This window comes from Pseudomonas sp. R43(2017) (genome assembly GCF_002112345.1).
GTDB lineage: Bacteria > Pseudomonadota > Gammaproteobacteria > Pseudomonadales > Pseudomonadaceae > Aquipseudomonas > Aquipseudomonas kribbensis.
In genome coordinates, this window is record NZ_NEHJ01000007.1 from 202,008 (window position 1) to 216,760 (window position 14,753).

The 14,753-nt window shown below is 59.8% G+C and carries 18 protein-coding genes and 1 pseudogene; 12 read left to right on the forward strand and 7 right to left on the reverse strand.

Features of this window, described 5'->3' with window-relative positions; genetic code table 11:
- Window positions 1-66 precede the first annotated feature (66 nt).
- Genes lptB through CAG02_RS20605 form a run of 5 tightly spaced genes read right to left on the reverse strand, consistent with a single transcriptional unit; the run spans window position 67 to window position 3,404 of the window.
- On the reverse strand, window positions 67-792 hold the full coding sequence (gene lptB, locus CAG02_RS20585; RefSeq protein ID WP_007953572.1) for an LPS export ABC transporter ATP-binding protein: 726 nt from the start codon (window positions 790-792) through the stop codon (window positions 67-69).
- On the reverse strand, window positions 792-1,337 hold the full coding sequence (gene lptA, locus CAG02_RS20590) for a lipopolysaccharide transport periplasmic protein LptA (RefSeq protein WP_065260850.1): 546 nt from the start codon (window positions 1,335-1,337) through the stop codon (window positions 792-794). The genes lptB and lptA overlap by 1 nt, the downstream gene beginning before the upstream one ends.
- A complete protein-coding gene (gene lptC, locus CAG02_RS20595) occupies window positions 1,324-1,896 on the reverse strand; it encodes an LPS export ABC transporter periplasmic protein LptC (RefSeq protein ID WP_085711782.1) in 573 nt (190 codons plus the stop codon). Before lptC ends, lptA begins: the two co-directional genes overlap by 14 nt.
- Window positions 1,897-1,904: 8 nt before the next feature.
- Window positions 1,905-2,429 (reverse strand): HAD family hydrolase, encoded by a 525-nt coding sequence (locus CAG02_RS20600; RefSeq protein ID WP_085711781.1) that lies wholly within the window; start codon window positions 2,427-2,429, stop codon window positions 1,905-1,907.
- Entirely contained in the window at window positions 2,430-3,404 is a 975-nt protein-coding gene (locus CAG02_RS20605) for a KpsF/GutQ family sugar-phosphate isomerase (RefSeq protein WP_085711780.1), read from the reverse strand.
- Between the two features lie 275 nt (window positions 3,405-3,679).
- Between CAG02_RS20605 and CAG02_RS20610 the strand changes: the two genes are divergently transcribed.
- From CAG02_RS20610 to hisC, 10 genes are all read left to right on the forward strand, one after another.
- A complete protein-coding gene (locus CAG02_RS20610) occupies window positions 3,680-4,489 on the forward strand; it encodes an ATP-binding cassette domain-containing protein (protein ID WP_085711779.1) in 810 nt (269 codons plus the stop codon).
- Complete coding sequence (mlaE, locus tag CAG02_RS20615) at window positions 4,489-5,286, forward strand: lipid asymmetry maintenance ABC transporter permease subunit MlaE (RefSeq protein WP_085711778.1); 798 nt, start codon at window positions 4,489-4,491, stop codon at window positions 5,284-5,286. Before CAG02_RS20610 ends, mlaE begins: the two co-directional genes overlap by 1 nt.
- Window positions 5,286-5,753, forward strand: coding sequence for an outer membrane lipid asymmetry maintenance protein MlaD (gene mlaD, locus CAG02_RS20620; protein WP_085711777.1), 468 nt, complete (start codon window positions 5,286-5,288; stop codon window positions 5,751-5,753). The genes mlaE and mlaD overlap by 1 nt, the downstream gene beginning before the upstream one ends.
- An 11-nt stretch (window positions 5,754-5,764) precedes the next feature.
- Complete coding sequence (locus CAG02_RS20625; RefSeq protein ID WP_085711776.1) at window positions 5,765-6,415, forward strand: phospholipid-binding protein MlaC; 651 nt, start codon at window positions 5,765-5,767, stop codon at window positions 6,413-6,415.
- Window positions 6,412-6,717 (forward strand): lipid asymmetry maintenance protein MlaB, encoded by a 306-nt coding sequence (locus tag CAG02_RS20630; RefSeq protein ID WP_085711775.1) that lies wholly within the window; start codon window positions 6,412-6,414, stop codon window positions 6,715-6,717. Before CAG02_RS20625 ends, CAG02_RS20630 begins: the two co-directional genes overlap by 4 nt.
- Before the next feature lie 115 nt (window positions 6,718-6,832).
- Window positions 6,833-7,072 (forward strand): BolA family protein, encoded by a 240-nt coding sequence (locus CAG02_RS20635; protein WP_007953556.1) that lies wholly within the window; start codon window positions 6,833-6,835, stop codon window positions 7,070-7,072.
- Between the two features lie 22 nt (window positions 7,073-7,094).
- Complete coding sequence (murA, locus tag CAG02_RS20640) at window positions 7,095-8,360, forward strand: UDP-N-acetylglucosamine 1-carboxyvinyltransferase (protein WP_085711774.1); 1,266 nt, start codon at window positions 7,095-7,097, stop codon at window positions 8,358-8,360.
- Between the two features lie 127 nt (window positions 8,361-8,487).
- A complete protein-coding gene (hisG, locus tag CAG02_RS20645; protein WP_007953554.1) occupies window positions 8,488-9,123 on the forward strand; it encodes an ATP phosphoribosyltransferase in 636 nt (211 codons plus the stop codon).
- A gap of 125 nt (window positions 9,124-9,248) precedes the next feature.
- Window positions 9,249-10,574: a histidinol dehydrogenase gene (gene hisD, locus CAG02_RS20650; RefSeq protein ID WP_085711773.1), complete on the forward strand. Its 1,326-nt coding sequence runs from the start codon at window positions 9,249-9,251 to the stop codon at window positions 10,572-10,574.
- 2 nt (window positions 10,575-10,576) lie between these two features.
- Window positions 10,577-11,644: a histidinol-phosphate transaminase gene (hisC, locus tag CAG02_RS20655; protein WP_085711772.1), complete on the forward strand. Its 1,068-nt coding sequence runs from the start codon at window positions 10,577-10,579 to the stop codon at window positions 11,642-11,644.
- Between the two features lie 63 nt (window positions 11,645-11,707).
- On the opposite strand, the gene CAG02_RS29610 is transcribed toward hisC, so the two are convergent.
- A complete protein-coding gene (locus tag CAG02_RS29610; protein WP_139831901.1) occupies window positions 11,708-12,133 on the reverse strand; it encodes a hypothetical protein in 426 nt (141 codons plus the stop codon).
- A gap of 211 nt (window positions 12,134-12,344) precedes the next feature.
- On the opposite strand from CAG02_RS29610, the pseudogene CAG02_RS30300 reads away from it, so the two are divergent.
- A pseudogene (locus CAG02_RS30300) lies at window positions 12,345-12,452 on the forward strand (hypothetical protein); the annotation flags it as partial.
- Window positions 12,453-12,501: 49 nt separating this feature from the next.
- On the opposite strand, the gene algW reads toward CAG02_RS30300, so the two are convergent.
- On the reverse strand, window positions 12,502-13,656 hold the full coding sequence (gene algW, locus CAG02_RS20660; RefSeq protein ID WP_085711771.1) for a Do family serine endopeptidase AlgW: 1,155 nt from the start codon (window positions 13,654-13,656) through the stop codon (window positions 12,502-12,504).
- Window positions 13,657-13,759: 103 nt separating this feature from the next.
- On the opposite strand from algW, the gene CAG02_RS20665 reads away from it, so the two are divergent.
- Window positions 13,760-14,518, forward strand: a complete 759-nt coding sequence (locus CAG02_RS20665; protein ID WP_085711770.1) for a Nif3-like dinuclear metal center hexameric protein — start codon at window positions 13,760-13,762, stop codon at window positions 14,516-14,518.
- The last annotated feature ends 235 nt before the right edge of the window (window positions 14,519-14,753 follow it).

The following is a 14,753-nucleotide window of genomic DNA, read 5'->3' on the forward strand; positions in this document are numbered from 1 at the left end:
ATAAAAGCGTATAAAAATGCGCTTCAACGTTACAGCACCCGGACGGCTGGTCGAATGCTGTCGCGCTTACAGGCGGAACTCGTGACCCAGATACACTTCCTTCACCAGATCGTTGGCGAGGATGGTCGCGGAGTCGCCTTCGGCGATCAGCTGGCCGTCATTGACGATGTAGGCCGTTTCGCAGATATCCAGCGTCTCGCGGACGTTGTGGTCGGTGATCAGTACACCGATGCCCTTGGCCTTGAGGTGGTGGATGATCTGCTTGATGTCGCCCACGGAGATCGGGTCGACACCGGCGAACGGTTCGTCGAGCAGGATGAATTTCGGTGCGGTGGCCAGTGCGCGGGCGATTTCCACCCGGCGACGCTCGCCACCGGACAGGCTCATGCCGAGGTTGTCGCGGATATGGCTGATGTGGAATTCCTGCAGCAGGCTTTCCAGCTCCTTGCGACGGCCGGCCTTGTCGAGCTCCTGCCGGGTCTCGAGGATGGCCATGATGTTGTCGGCCACCGACAGCTTGCGGAAGATCGAGGCTTCCTGCGGCAGATAGCCGATACCGGCCTTGGCGCGGCCGTGCATCGGCTGGTGGCTGACGTCCAGGTCGTCGATCAGGACGCGGCCCTGATCGGCCTGCACCAGGCCGACAATCATGTAGAAGCAGGTGGTCTTGCCGGCGCCGTTGGGGCCGAGCAGACCGACGATCTGACCGCTGTCGATCGACAGGCTGACGTCACGCACGACCTGGCGGCTTTTATAGGCCTTGGCCAGGTGCTGAGCTTTCAGGGTTGCCATTACTGGGTTTTCTCGTCGGTTTTCTTCTTCGGCTGGATCACCATGTCGATGCGCGGACGCGCTTCGGTGACCTTGTTGCCGGTAGCGCGACCGGCGCTGGCGAGTTTCTTCACCGTGTCATAGACGATCTTCTCGCCCTGAGTGGTGTTGTTGTCCTTGTCGACGACCTTGGCCTTGTCGATCAGCACGACGCGGTTTTGCTGCGCGTGGTACTGAATGGTCACGCCCCAGCCCTGGACGGGCTTCTTGTCGCCAGCGGTCTGCAGTTGTTCGAAATAGGCCAGGTTGCCTACCGAAGTCACCACGTCGATCTCGCCGGCCGGGTTGCGTGTCAGCGTTACGGTGTCGCCTTTGACGATCATCGAACCCTGGGTGATGATCACCGCGCCTTTGTAAGTGGCAACGCCATTCTTGTCGTCCAGCTGGGCATCGTCGGCCTGAATGCGGATTGGCTGCTCCTGATCGTTCGGCAGAGCCCAGGCGCTCACGCTTCCCAGTGCTGCGCCCAGACTGAGCAAAATAGGGAGGGTTTTAACGAGCCTCATACTGTCCTCTTACGTTCGATAGCAGGTGTATCCTGCTTTCCTTCAAATACGCTTTCATTCCCACGCCGGTCGATACACCGCCAGCGCCGTCGATTCTAACGGGTTGCTGGGTCTGCGCATATTGCTGCTGAGGGAACACCGTCATTCGGGTGCTGGTGATCAGGGTGTCGCGGTTCTTTTCATCGGTGCGCTTGACGCGAACCGAGTCGATCAGCTCGACTTCGGTGCCGCCGGAATTCACTTCACCGCGCTCGCTGGTCACGTGCCACGGGAAGTCTGTGCCGCGATACATGTTCAGGTCGGGTTTGGTGACCAGTGTAATGTCGGTCGCCTTGACGTGCTCGGCCTTGTCGGAGGTCATTTCGTACTGCACCTTGCCGTCTTCCAGGTATTGCAAGGTGTGGGTGTTGGTCGCGTACCAGTCGATCGGGCTCTCTTCTGCCGAGACAGGAGGCTTGTCGAGGAAACGTTCCGGGCTGATGTTCCAGTAGCCGACCGCGCCGAAAATGGCGGCGATGCAACCGAACAGCAGGATGTTGCGAAACTTTTTGCTAAACATGGTTTGACTCACAGGTACGCGTTGTTGGCGGCATCGAGGCTGCCCTGGGCGCGCAGGATCAGTTCGCAGAATTCACGGGCGGCACCCTCGCCACCACGGGCCTGGGTAACGCCATGGGCATGCTCGCGCACAAAGGTCGCCGCGTTGGCCACCGCCATGCCAAGTCCCACCCGGCGGATCACCGGCAGGTCGGGCAGGTCGTCACCGAGATAGGCGACCTGTTCATAGCTTAGGCCCAGTTGCTCGAGAAGGCCGTCGAGGACGACGAGTTTGTCTTCGCGGCCCTGAAACAGGTGCGGAATACCGAGGTTTTTTGCCCGACGCTCGACCACCGGGGTCTTGCGACCGCTGATGATGGCAGTCTGTACGCCCGCGTTCATCAGCATCTTGATGCCCTGGCCGTCGAGTGTATTGAAAGTCTTGAACTCGCTACCGTCTTCAAGGAAGTACAGGCGTCCGTCGGTAAGGACGCCGTCGACGTCGAAAACCGCCAGTTTGATGGCTTTGCCGCGTTGCAGCAGATCGGTGCTCATTTACATCACTCCTGCGCGCAGCAGGTCGGAGAGGTTGAAGGCGCCGATCGGGCGATCGTCCTCATCCACGACGACAAGCGCGTTGATTCGATGGTCTTCCATGATTTTCAGGGCCTCGGCGGCCAGCATCTCGGCGCGTGCGGTCTTGCCATGCACGGTCATCACCTGATCGATGGTCGCGCTGTGGATATCGATGCTGCGATCCAGTGTGCGGCGCAGGTCGCCGTCGGTGAAGATCCCGGCAAGCTTGCCATCGGCCTCGAGAATGACGGTCATTCCCAGACCCTTGCGGGTCATTTCCATCAGTGCGTCCTTGAGCAGGGTGCCGCGTTGTACCTGCGGCAGCTCCTGACCTGCGTGCATGACGTTTTCCACTTTCAGCAGCAAGCGTCGGCCGAGTGCGCCACCCGGGTGGGAAAAGGCGAAATCTTCGGCGGTGAAACCGCGGGCTTCCAGCAGCGCCACGGCCAGGGCGTCGCCCATGACCAGTGCCGCAGTGGTCGAGGAAGTCGGCGCCAGGTTCAGCGGGCAGGCTTCGTGCTCGACGTGAACGTTGAGATTGACCTCCGCCGCCTTTGCCAGCGGTGATTGCGGGTTGCCGGTCACGCTGATCAACTGGATGCCCAGGCGCTTGATCAACGGCAGCAGGGTGACGATTTCGTTGGTGGAACCGGAATTCGACAGGGCCAGGATCACGTCGTCACGGGTGATCATGCCCATGTCGCCATGACTGGCTTCGGCCGGATGTACGAAGAACGCCGGGGTGCCGGTGCTGGCCAGGGTCGCGGCAATCTTGTTGCCGATGTGCCCGGACTTGCCCATGCCGACCACCACTACACGGCCCTTGCTGGCCAGAATCATCTCGCAAGCGCGTACGAAATCGGCGTCGATATGGGGCAACAAGCCTTGTACGGCTTCCACTTCGAGGCGGATGGTGCGTTGTGCCGATTGAATCAGGTCGCTGGTTTGGCTCATGTCAGAAATCGTATAGCCCGATGAAAAGGCGGCGATTATAGCGGTTATGTTGAAAAGCCTCACGCAAGTTCGTCGTGCTTTGTCATTCCCGGTTACTAAATCCCTTTTATAGAAGCCTCGGGCCTGTCATATCGCTGAACGTGGCCGGGGAGAGGCCTTGGGCGCTTGCCCTTTGCAGTGATATAGTTCGCCGCCAGTTCGGCCTGCCCGGGATGTAAGGGCTTTCTCCAGAAAGCCAGGCGTCCGAGTGAGAGGCTGCATCGCAAGGAGTTTAGATGAGTGCCGATAACGCCTACGCGGTCGAGCTGAAGGGAGTCTCCTTCAAGCGCGGTGCGCGGAGCATTTTCAATAACGTCGATATCCGCATCCCGCGCGGCAAGGTCACCGGCATCATGGGGCCTTCCGGGTGTGGCAAGACCACGCTGCTGCGCCTGATGGGTGCCCAGTTGCGGCCATCGCAGGGCGAGGTCTGGGTCAACGGCCAGAACCTGCCGAAGCTGTCGCGCAGCGATCTGTTTGATGCGCGCAAGCACATGGGCGTGCTGTTTCAGAGCGGCGCGCTGTTCACCGATCTCGATGTGTTCGAGAACGTCGCCTTTCCCCTGCGCGTTCATACCCAGTTGCCGGAAGAGATGATCCGCGACATCGTGCTGCTCAAATTGCAGGCGGTCGGTCTGCGGGGCGCCATCGAGTTGATGCCCGATGAGCTGTCCGGTGGCATGAAACGCCGCGTGGCTCTGGCCCGGGCGATTGCGCTTGATCCGCAGATTCTCATGTATGACGAACCGTTCGTCGGCCAGGACCCGATCGCCATGGGCGTTCTGGTGCGCCTGATCCGCCTGCTCAACGACGCGTTGGGAATCACCAGTATCGTGGTATCCCACGATCTCGCCGAAACCGCGAGCATTGCCGATTACATCTATGTGGTGGGCGATGGTCAGGTGCTGGGGCAGGGTACGCCGGACGAGTTGATGAACTCGGATGAACCGCGTATCCGTCAGTTCATGACCGGCGATCCCGATGGTCCGGTTCCGTATCACTTTCCAGCGACGGATTACCGCGCAGATCTTCTGGGGAAACGTTGATGCGCAGAATCTCATTAATAGAACGCGTACGTCGGTTCGGCGAATCGGCTATCGATGCCGTCGGGGTATTCGGACGGGCGACGCTGTTCCTGTTTCATGCCTTGCTGGGGCGTGGTGGCATAGGCGGCGGTTTCGGCCTGCTGGTCAAACAGCTGCATTCGGTCGGCGTGATGTCGCTGGTGATTATCGTCGTTTCCGGGATTTTCATCGGCATGGTGCTGGCGCTGCAGGGGTTCAACATCCTGTCGAGCTATGGCTCGGAGCAGGCGGTGGGGCAGATGGTTGCCTTGACCTTGCTGCGTGAGCTGGGCCCGGTGGTGACGGCGCTGCTGTTCGCCGGTCGCGCCGGTTCGGCGCTGACGGCGGAAATCGGCAACATGAAGTCCACCGAACAGTTGTCCAGCCTGGAAATGATCGGTGTCGATCCGCTCAAGTACATCATCGCTCCGCGTCTGTGGGCCGGTTTCATTTCCCTGCCGGTGCTGGCGATGATTTTCAGCGTGGTCGGCATCTGGGGCGGTTCCTGGGTCGCGGTCGACTGGCTGGGCGTCTATGAAGGCTCCTACTGGGCGAACATGCAGAACAGCGTCAACTTCTCCAGCGACGTGCTCAACGGCGTGATCAAAAGTATCGTTTTCGCCTTTGTCGTGACCTGGATCGCCGTATTCCAAGGCTATGACTGTGAACCCACTTCCGAGGGAATCAGTCGTGCCACCACCAAGACCGTAGTATTCGCCTCGCTGGCAGTGCTCGGCCTGGACTTTATTCTGACCGCTTTGATGTTTGGAGATTTCTGATGCAAAACCGCACCCTGGAAATCGGTGTCGGCCTGTTCCTGCTGGCAGGGATCCTGGCCTTGTTGCTGCTTGCCCTGCGGGTCAGTGGCCTGTCTCCGACTTCGACTACTGATACCTACAAGCTGTATGCCTACTTCGACAATATCGCCGGTCTGACGGTCAGAGCCAAAGTGACCATGGCCGGTGTGACCATCGGCAAGGTCACGGCGATCGATCTGGACCGCGACAGCTTTACCGGCCGGGTGACCCTGCTGGTGGATAAAAAGGTCGACAACCTGCCGACCGACTCCACAGCGTCTATCCTGACCGCTGGCCTGTTGGGCGAGAAGTACATCGGCATCAGCGTGGGCGGGGAAGAAACCCGGCTCAAGGATGGTGGAACCATTCACGACACCCAGTCGTCTCTGGTGCTGGAAGACCTGATCGGTAAATTCCTGCTCAATACCGTTAGCAAAGACGCCAAATGAGGAGCTTTTGAATGATCTCTACCTTGCGACGTGGCCTGTTGGTGTTGCTTGCGACACTGCCACTGCTGGCAAACGCTGCGCCCGGGCAGTCGGCGCACGATCTGGTCCAGGACACCACCAACCGGATGCTCGCCGATCTGGCGGCCAATAAAGAGAAGTACAAGCAGGACCCGCAAGACTTCTACACCGCGCTGAATACCATCGTGGGTCCGGTGGTGGATGCCGAAGGCATTTCCAAAAGCATCATGACGGTCAAGTACTCGCGCAAGGCCACCCCGGCGCAGATGCAGACCTTCCAGGAAAACTTCAAGCGTGGCCTGTTCCAGTTCTATGGCAACGCCTTGCTGGAATACAACAACCAGGGCATCACCGTTGATGCGCCGAAGGATGAGTCGGGCGACCGCACCAGCGTCGGCATGACCGTCAAGGGCAACAACGGCGCGATCTATCCGGTTCAGTACACGCTGGAGAAGATCAACGGCGAGTGGAAGCTGCGCAACGTGATCATCAACGGCATCAACATCGGCAAGCTGTTCCGTGACCAGTTCGCCGACGCGATGCAGCGCAACGGCAACGACCTGGACAAGACCATCAACGGCTGGGCCGGCGAAGTGGCCAAGGCCAAGCAGACCGCCGAGAAACAAGAGAAGCCTGCCCAATGACCGAGTCGGCCATTCGTCTGGACGAAGCCAGTCAGCTTCAGCTCACCGGTGTGCTGGATTACCGCACCGGTCCTGGCCTTCGGGAACAGGGCCGGGCGCTGATCAAGTCGTGCAATGCCCCGGCATTGGTGATCGATTGTTCGGCGGTGGAAAAGTCCAGCAGCGTCGGCCTGTCGTTGCTGCTGTGCTTCATTCGCGATGCGAAAGCCGCCGGTAAGGCGGTCAGCATCCGCGGGATGCCGGAAGACATGCGTGAAATTGCTCAGGTCAGCGAGCTGACCGAGCTGTTGGCGCAACCCTGAACCCGCATCTATAAAGAAGCCCCCCGTCAGAGTCCTGCGCAGCGGGGTTCGCAGGCGCGGGGCTTTTTTGTATGATGTCCGACCCGTGCGCACAGGGCGCCGATTGAGGTTGAGCATGCAGGCCGTAGAAGTGAAGAGCTTCCTTGAAGGAAAGCTGCCAGGAACGCAGGTGGAAGTCGAAGGCGAAGGCTGCAACTTTCAGCTGAACGTGATTAGCGATGAACTGGCGGCGTTGAGCCCGGTCAAGCGTCAGCAAAGCATCTATGCCCATTTGAACCCTTGGATCGCCGATGGCAGCATCCACGCGGTCACTATGAAATTTTTCAGCAGCGCGGCCTGGGCCGAGCGCACCTGAGCCCTAGGGCGTCGAGATTGTTATGGATAAATTGATTATTACCGGTGGCGCTCGTCTTGATGGCGAGATCCGCATTTCCGGGGCGAAGAACTCCGCCCTGCCGATCCTGGCCGCCACTCTGCTGTGCGATGGTCCGGTCACCGTCGGCAACCTGCCGCACCTGCACGACATCACCACCATGATCGAGCTGTTCGGTCGCATGGGCATCGAGCCTGTGATCGACGAGAAGCTCAGCGTCGAAATCGACCCGCGCACCATCAAGACCCTGGTCGCCCCGTACGAGCTGGTGAAAACCATGCGTGCGTCGATCCTGGTGCTCGGCCCGATGGTTGCCCGTTTCGGTGAAGCCGAAGTCGCCCTGCCTGGCGGTTGCGCCATCGGTTCGCGTCCGGTTGACCTGCACATCCGCGGCCTCGAAGCCATGGGTGCGATCATCGACGTCGAAGGCGGCTACATCAAGGCCAAGGCGCCTGAAGGCGGCCTGCGCGGTGCGCACTTCTTCTTCGATACCGTCAGCGTGACCGGTACCGAGAACATCATGATGGCCGCTGCTCTGGCCAAGGGCCGCAGCGTGTTGCAGAACGCCGCCCGCGAACCTGAAGTGGTCGACCTGGCGAACTTCCTGAACGCCATGGGTGCCAAGGTTTCCGGCGCCGGTACCGACACCATCACCATCGATGGCGTCGAGCGTCTGGGTTCGGCCTTCTACAAGGTCATGCCTGACCGTATCGAAACCGGCACCTACCTGGTGGCCGCTGCGGTCACCGGCGGTCGCGTGAAGGTCAAGGACACTGATCCGACCATCCTCGAAGCCGTTCTGGAAAAGCTCCGTGAAGCCGGTGCCGAAATCACCAGCGGCGAAGACTGGATCGAGCTGGACATGCACGGCAAGCGTCCGAAGGCTGTCAACGTGCGCACCGCGCCGTACCCGGCGTTCCCGACCGACATGCAGGCGCAGTTCATCTCGCTCAACGCCATTGCCGAAGGCACTGGTGCCGTGATCGAGACGATCTTCGAAAACCGGTTCATGCACGTCTACGAACTGCACCGCATGGGCGCCAAGATCCAGGTCGAAGGCAACACCGCCATCGTCACCGGCACTGAAATCCTCAAGGGTGCGCCAGTGATGGCAACCGACCTGCGGGCTTCTGCCAGCCTGGTGATCTCGGCCCTGATGGCCGAAGGCGATACCCTGATCGACCGCATCTACCACATCGACCGTGGTTACGAGTGCATCGAGGAAAAACTGCAGATGCTGGGCGCCAAAATCCGTCGCGTTCCGGGCTAGTCGCTGCATCGGGACACAGGGAAGTGTCCGTTGAATTCGTTTTGATCGGGGGTGGTAACGCCCTCGATGTATGTCCGGCGCCGATTGCGACCGGACATGAGTACCTTGATAAGGACTGACGTTTCCCATGTTGACCATCGCACTGTCCAAGGGCCGCATCCTTGACGACACCCTGCCGCTTCTCGCCGAAGCGGGCATCGTGCCGACCGAGAATCCGGACAAAAGCCGCAAGCTGATCATTCCCACGACCCAGGAAGACGTTCGCCTGTTGATCGTGCGCGCCACCGACGTGCCGACCTATGTCGAGCATGGTGCGGCCGACCTCGGCGTTGCCGGTAAAGACGTGCTGATGGAATACACGGGTCAAGGCCTGTACGAACCGCTGGACCTGCAGATTGCCCAGTGCAAGCTGATGACCGCCGGCAAGGTCGGTGCCGTCGAGCCCAAGGGTCGTCTGCGCGTCGCCACCAAATTCGTCAACGTTGCCAAGCGTTACTACGCCGAACAGGGCCGTCAGGTCGACATCATCAAGCTGTACGGCTCGATGGAACTGGCGCCACTGATCGGTCTGGCCGACAAGATCATCGACGTGGTCGACACCGGCAACACCCTGCGTGCCAACGGTCTCGAACCCCAGGAACTGATCGCCACGATCAGCTCGCGTCTGGTGGTCAATAAAGCTTCGATGAAAATGCAACACGCCCGAATCCAGGCGTTGATCGACACACTGCGCAAGGCAGTGGAGTCTCGACACCGCGGCTGATGTACCTGCGCGACGTTAAGTCGCGCCCGTCTATCCGCCTCATAGCCAGAATCTCAGGTGCCCAAGCGGAAACGACTGCTAAGTTAGGGCGCCTGAGTTTTTGCCATTCCTATGAGGCTCTCGCTATGACCGCACCGACTGCAATTCGCCGACTCAACGCTGCTGACCCGGATTTCGCGCATCATCTGGATCATCTGCTGAGCTGGGAAAGTGTGTCTGACGACTCGGTCAATCAGCGAGTGCTGGACATCATCAAGGCTGTGCGCGAACGCGGTGACGCGGCGCTGGTCGAGTTCACCCAGAAGTTCGACGGTCTCGAAGTCGCTTCGATGGCGGACCTGATCCTGCCGCGCGAGCGCCTGGAACTGGCCCTGACCCGCATCACTGTGGCGCAACGCGAAGCGCTGGAAAAAGCCGCCGCCCGGGTGCGCAGCTACCACGAAAAACAGAAGCAGGACTCCTGGAGCTACACCGAAGCCGACGGCACGGTGCTGGGCCAGAAAGTCACGCCACTGGATCGCGCCGGCCTGTACGTGCCAGGCGGCAAGGCGTCGTACCCGTCGTCGGTCTTGATGAACGCGATTCCGGCCAAGGTCGCGGGCGTCACCGAAGTGGTGATGGTGGTGCCGACCCCGCGTGGCGAGGTCAACGAATTGGTACTGGCGGCGGCGTGCATTGCCGGTGTCGACCGGGTGTTCACCATCGGTGGTGCGCAAGCGGTTGCAGCGCTGGCCTACGGTACTGAAAGTGTGCCGCAGGTGGACAAGGTCGTCGGCCCGGGCAACATCTATGTGGCGACTGCCAAGCGCCACGTGTTCGGCCAGGTCGGTATCGACATGATCGCCGGCCCGTCGGAAATCCTCGTGGTGTGCGACGGCCAGACCGATCCGGACTGGATCGCCATGGACCTGTTCTCCCAGGCCGAGCACGACGAAGACGCCCAGGCGATTCTGGTCAGCCCGGACGCCGAGTTCCTCGACAAGGTCGCCGCCAGCATCGACAAACTGCTGCCGACCATGGATCGCGCGACCATCATCGAAACTTCGATCAATGGCCGTGGCGCCCTGATTCACGTGCGTGACATGGCTCAGGCCATCGAAGTCGCCAACCGCATCGCGCCGGAACACCTTGAGCTGTCGGTCGCCGATCCGCAGGCCTGGCTGCCGCAGATTCGCCACGCCGGTGCGATCTTCATGGGCCGTCACACTTCCGAAGCGCTGGGCGACTACTGCGCTGGCCCGAACCACGTGCTGCCGACTTCCGGCACTGCGCGTTTCTCGTCGCCGCTGGGTGTGTACGACTTCCAGAAACGTTCGTCGATCATCTTCTGCTCCGAGGCCGGTGCTTCGGAACTTGGCAAGACCGCCTCGATCCTGGCCCGTGGCGAATCCCTGAGCGCCCACGCGCGCAGCGCCGAATACCGCATCAAAGACGAAGTGAAGGGGAACTGAACATGAGTAAATTCTGGAGCCCGTTCGTCAAGGATCTGGTGCCTTACGTGCCGGGCGAGCAGCCGAAGCTGACCCGTCTGGTCAAACTCAACACCAACGAAAACCCGTACGGCCCGTCGCCAAAAGCCCTGGCGGCGATGCAGACCGAACTCAATGACAACCTGCGTCTGTACCCGGATCCGAACAGCGATCTGCTGAAAAACACCGTCGCCAACTACTACGGCGTTCAGAGTAGTCAGGTGTTCCTCGGCAACGGTTCGGACGAAGTGCTGGCGCACATCTTCCACGGCCTGCTGCAACACGATCAGCCGCTGCTGTTCCCGGATATCAGCTACAGCTTCTATCCGGTCTACTGCGGCCTGTACGGCATCAAGTTCGATGCGGTGCCGCTGGATGCACAGTTCCGTATCAACCCGGCGGACTACGCCAAACCGAACGGCGGGATCATCTTCCCCAACCCGAACGCGCCGACCGGTTGCCTGCTGGCGCTGGAAGCGGTCGAGCAAATCCTCAAGGCCAGCCCGGATTCGGTGGTGGTGGTCGACGAGGCCTACATCGACTTCGGCGGTGAAACCGCGATCAGTCTGGTGGACCGTTATCCGAACCTGCTGGTGACCCAGACCCTGTCCAAGTCCCGTTCGCTGGCGGGCCTGCGGGTCGGTCTGGCGGTCGGCCATCCGGACCTGATCGAGGCGCTGGAGCGGGTCAAGAACAGCTTCAACTCCTATCCGATCGATCGCATGGCCAATGTCGGTGCAGCGGCAGCGTTCGAGGATCGCGAATACTTCGACAAGACCTGCGCACTGGTCATCGAGAGTCGTGAGTGGGTGGTTGCCCAGTTGCAGGCCAAGGGTTTTGAAGTGCTGCCGTCAGCAGCCAACTTCATCTTCGCCCGGCATCCGCAACACGATGCGGCGGGGCTGGCGGCCAAACTGCGTGAGCAGGGTGTGATCGTGCGCCACTTCAAGCAGGAACGGATTGCCCAGTTCCTGCGGATCTCGATCGGTACGCCGGAACAGAATCAGGCGTTGATCGACGGCCTGGGCGACATTGAAGGTTTGTTGAGTTAAAAATGGAAGTGGCTGTAGTCACTGCGTAGTGACTACAGTCGATTATTAAGATGAACTAACTTTTTAAGGATTTTTTAAGTTAAATTCTCCCGTGATTTTTCTAGGAGGGGTTTCTTTGGTAGAGAACTCGAATGTACCTTCCGTGCTTTTATTGGTGTGGCTCACCTTTAATTTGATCGACCCTTTGTCTGCAATGACTGTTTCCCCCGCCTGTGGCCGATAGTCCCATCGTAGATCTCCTGTTGAAAAATCTTCTGGGTACTGTTTGATGACGTAATTTTCGGTGTTGCCTATTCCTTTAGGGAACCCAATGTTAATTACACGGTTTTCTAATTTTCCGATAATAAATCCATTTGGTTCACCGCCTCCTCCAAAATGTAAGAAGACGTCGGTGGTGGAAAAGGGACGTTCACCTGGAATTTCGGCAAGGATAAGTCCGGTAGTTTTGCTTTTGGACGTATCCAGCTCGTCGCGTTCATGAACTAGCATTATTAAAACCCCGAGCAATTAAGTTAATAGCCAGAGCACCCGCTCCGGTTGTTCAGGACGTTAAAGTGGATAAAGGTTCATGGCTACTGTCATAAATGACAGTTGTTAAGATGGCTTTGTAATAAGCCTGATATTTGATGGCTATAAGGTTGTTCGGCTATTTATAAGTCCACGCACTTTTGATTTTTCTGCGTCTTGAAGGCGTTGTGCCGTGAGCTGGCGACATTTCAAGCAGGAGTGGATTGCCCAGTTCCTGCGGATTTCGATCGGTACGCCGGAGCAGAATCAGGCGTTGATCGACGGCCTCCGCGAACTCTGACTTGCCGATAAAAAGACGGGAGCGAATTCGCTCCCGTCTTTTTTTGTACTTACTCTTCTTCTTTGACTGGCGCCGGTGGCGGACGCAGACCGATCTCGGCGGTCAGCTTCAATTCCTTGCCATTGCGCATCACCTGAATCGTGACCTTGTCGGTCGGCTTGATCCGCGCCACCTGGTTCATCGATTTGCGGCCATCGCCGGCCGGTTCGCCGTCGATGCTGAGGATCACGTCGCCCAGTTGCAGGCCGGCCTTCTGTGCCGGGCCGTCGCGGAAAATCCCCGCTACCACGATCCCCGGACGCCCCGACAGGCCAAACGACTCCGCCAGTTCCTGGGTCAGCGGTTGCACCTCGATCCCCAGCCAGCCACGAATCACCTGACCGTGCTCGATGATCGATTTCATCACTTCCATTGCCAGCTTCACCGGGATCGCGAAGCCGATGCCCTGGGAGCCGCCGGACTTGGAGAAGATCGCCGTGTTGATGCCGGTCAGGTTGCCGTTGGCGTCCACCAGTGCGCCGCCGGAGTTGCCCGGGTTGATCGCTGCGTCGGTCTGGATGAAGTCTTCGTAGTTGTTCAGGCCCAGCTGGTTACGGCCGGTGGCGCTGATGATGCCCATGGTCACGGTCTGGCCGACCCCGAACGGGTTGCCGATGGCCAGTGCAACGTCGCCGATGCGGATATTGTCTGAGCGACCGACGGTGATCGCCGGCAGGTTCTTCAGGTCGATCTTCAGGACTGCCAGATCAGTTTCCGGGTCGCTGCCGATCACCCGGGCCAGGGTTTCACGGCCATCCTTGAGCGCCACGACGATCTGGTCGGCACCGGTGGTGACGTGGTTGTTGGTCAGGATGTAGCCTTCCGGGCTCATGATCACGCCGGAACCGAGGCTCGACTCCATGCGCTTCTGTTTCGGCGAGTTGTCACCGAAGAAGCGGCGGAACTGCGGATCCTCGAACAGCGGATGCGCCGGTTTGTTGATGACTTTGGTGGTGTAGAGGTTGACCACCGACGGCGCGGCAATCACCACCGCGTCGGCGTAGGACACCGGCCCCTGTTGCACGCTGGTGGTCTGCGGAGCCTGTTGCAGGTTGACGTCGAGGCTCGGAAGCCCGACCCACTGCGGGTAACGCTGAATAATCAACAGAGCGATAAGCACACCGGCCAACAGCGGCCAGCCGAAAAAACGCAGCGCCTTGAGCATTAAGCACGTCCTGGAAAAGTTGCAGGCGGGGTCAGACCGCCCATAATGTCGCGCATTATACGAGGCCGCGCGTGCCTCTGAACGGGATTTTCAGGAGTCTTTCATGGCCGTTGCCCTCAGTACCCTGGTCGAAGAAGCCGACCGCTACCTCGGCAGTGCGAAAATTGCCGATTATTGCCCCAACGGCCTGCAGGTCGAGGGCCGTCCGCAGGTGATGCGCATCGTCAGCGGCGTCACCGCCAGCCAGGCATTGCTCAATGCCGCCGTCGAAGCCGAGGCCGATCTGGTGCTGGTGCATCACGGTTACTTCTGGAAGGGCGAGAATCCGTGCATCACCGGCATGAAGCAGCGCCGCTTGAAGACGCTGCTCAAGCACGACATCAGTCTGCTGGCCTATCACCTGCCACTGGACCTGCACCCGGACGTCGGCAACAACGTGCAACTGGCCCGGCAGCTCGACATCACTGTCGAAGGGCCGCTGGACCCGGATAACCTGAAGATCGTCGGGCTGGTCGGTTCGCTGGATGAACCGGTGACCGCCCGCGACTTCGCCCGTCGCGTGCAGGAACGCATGGGCCGCGAGCCGCTGCTGATCGAGGGCAGCGCGATGATTCGCCGGGTCGGCTGGTGCACCGGCGGGGGGCAGGGCTATATCGACAACGCCATTGCCGCCGGCGTCGATCTGTTCATCAGTGGCGAGGCATCCGAACAGACGTTCCACAGTGCCCGGGAAAACGACATCAGCTTCATCGCTGCCGGCCACCACGCCACCGAACGCTACGGTGTGCAGGCGCTGGGCGATTATCTGGCGAAGCGGTTCGCCCTGGAACACATCTTCATCGACTGCCCGAATCCAATCTGAATTCACCAACCCTGTGGGAGCGAGCTTGCTCGCGAAGAGGCCGTATCAGTCTCCATCATTGTTGAATGGCAGGCCGCTTTCGCGAGCAAGCTCGCTCCCACATTGGCTTTCATCGCCCGAACGGGCGGGCATATTCATATGCTCTTTCGTTCTAGTCCGCGCCCTGATTAGAAGAAGGGCGCTGTGCTAGGATTCCCCGCTCGAACACGGCCCGCTGGCCGTTCATAAGAAAGCT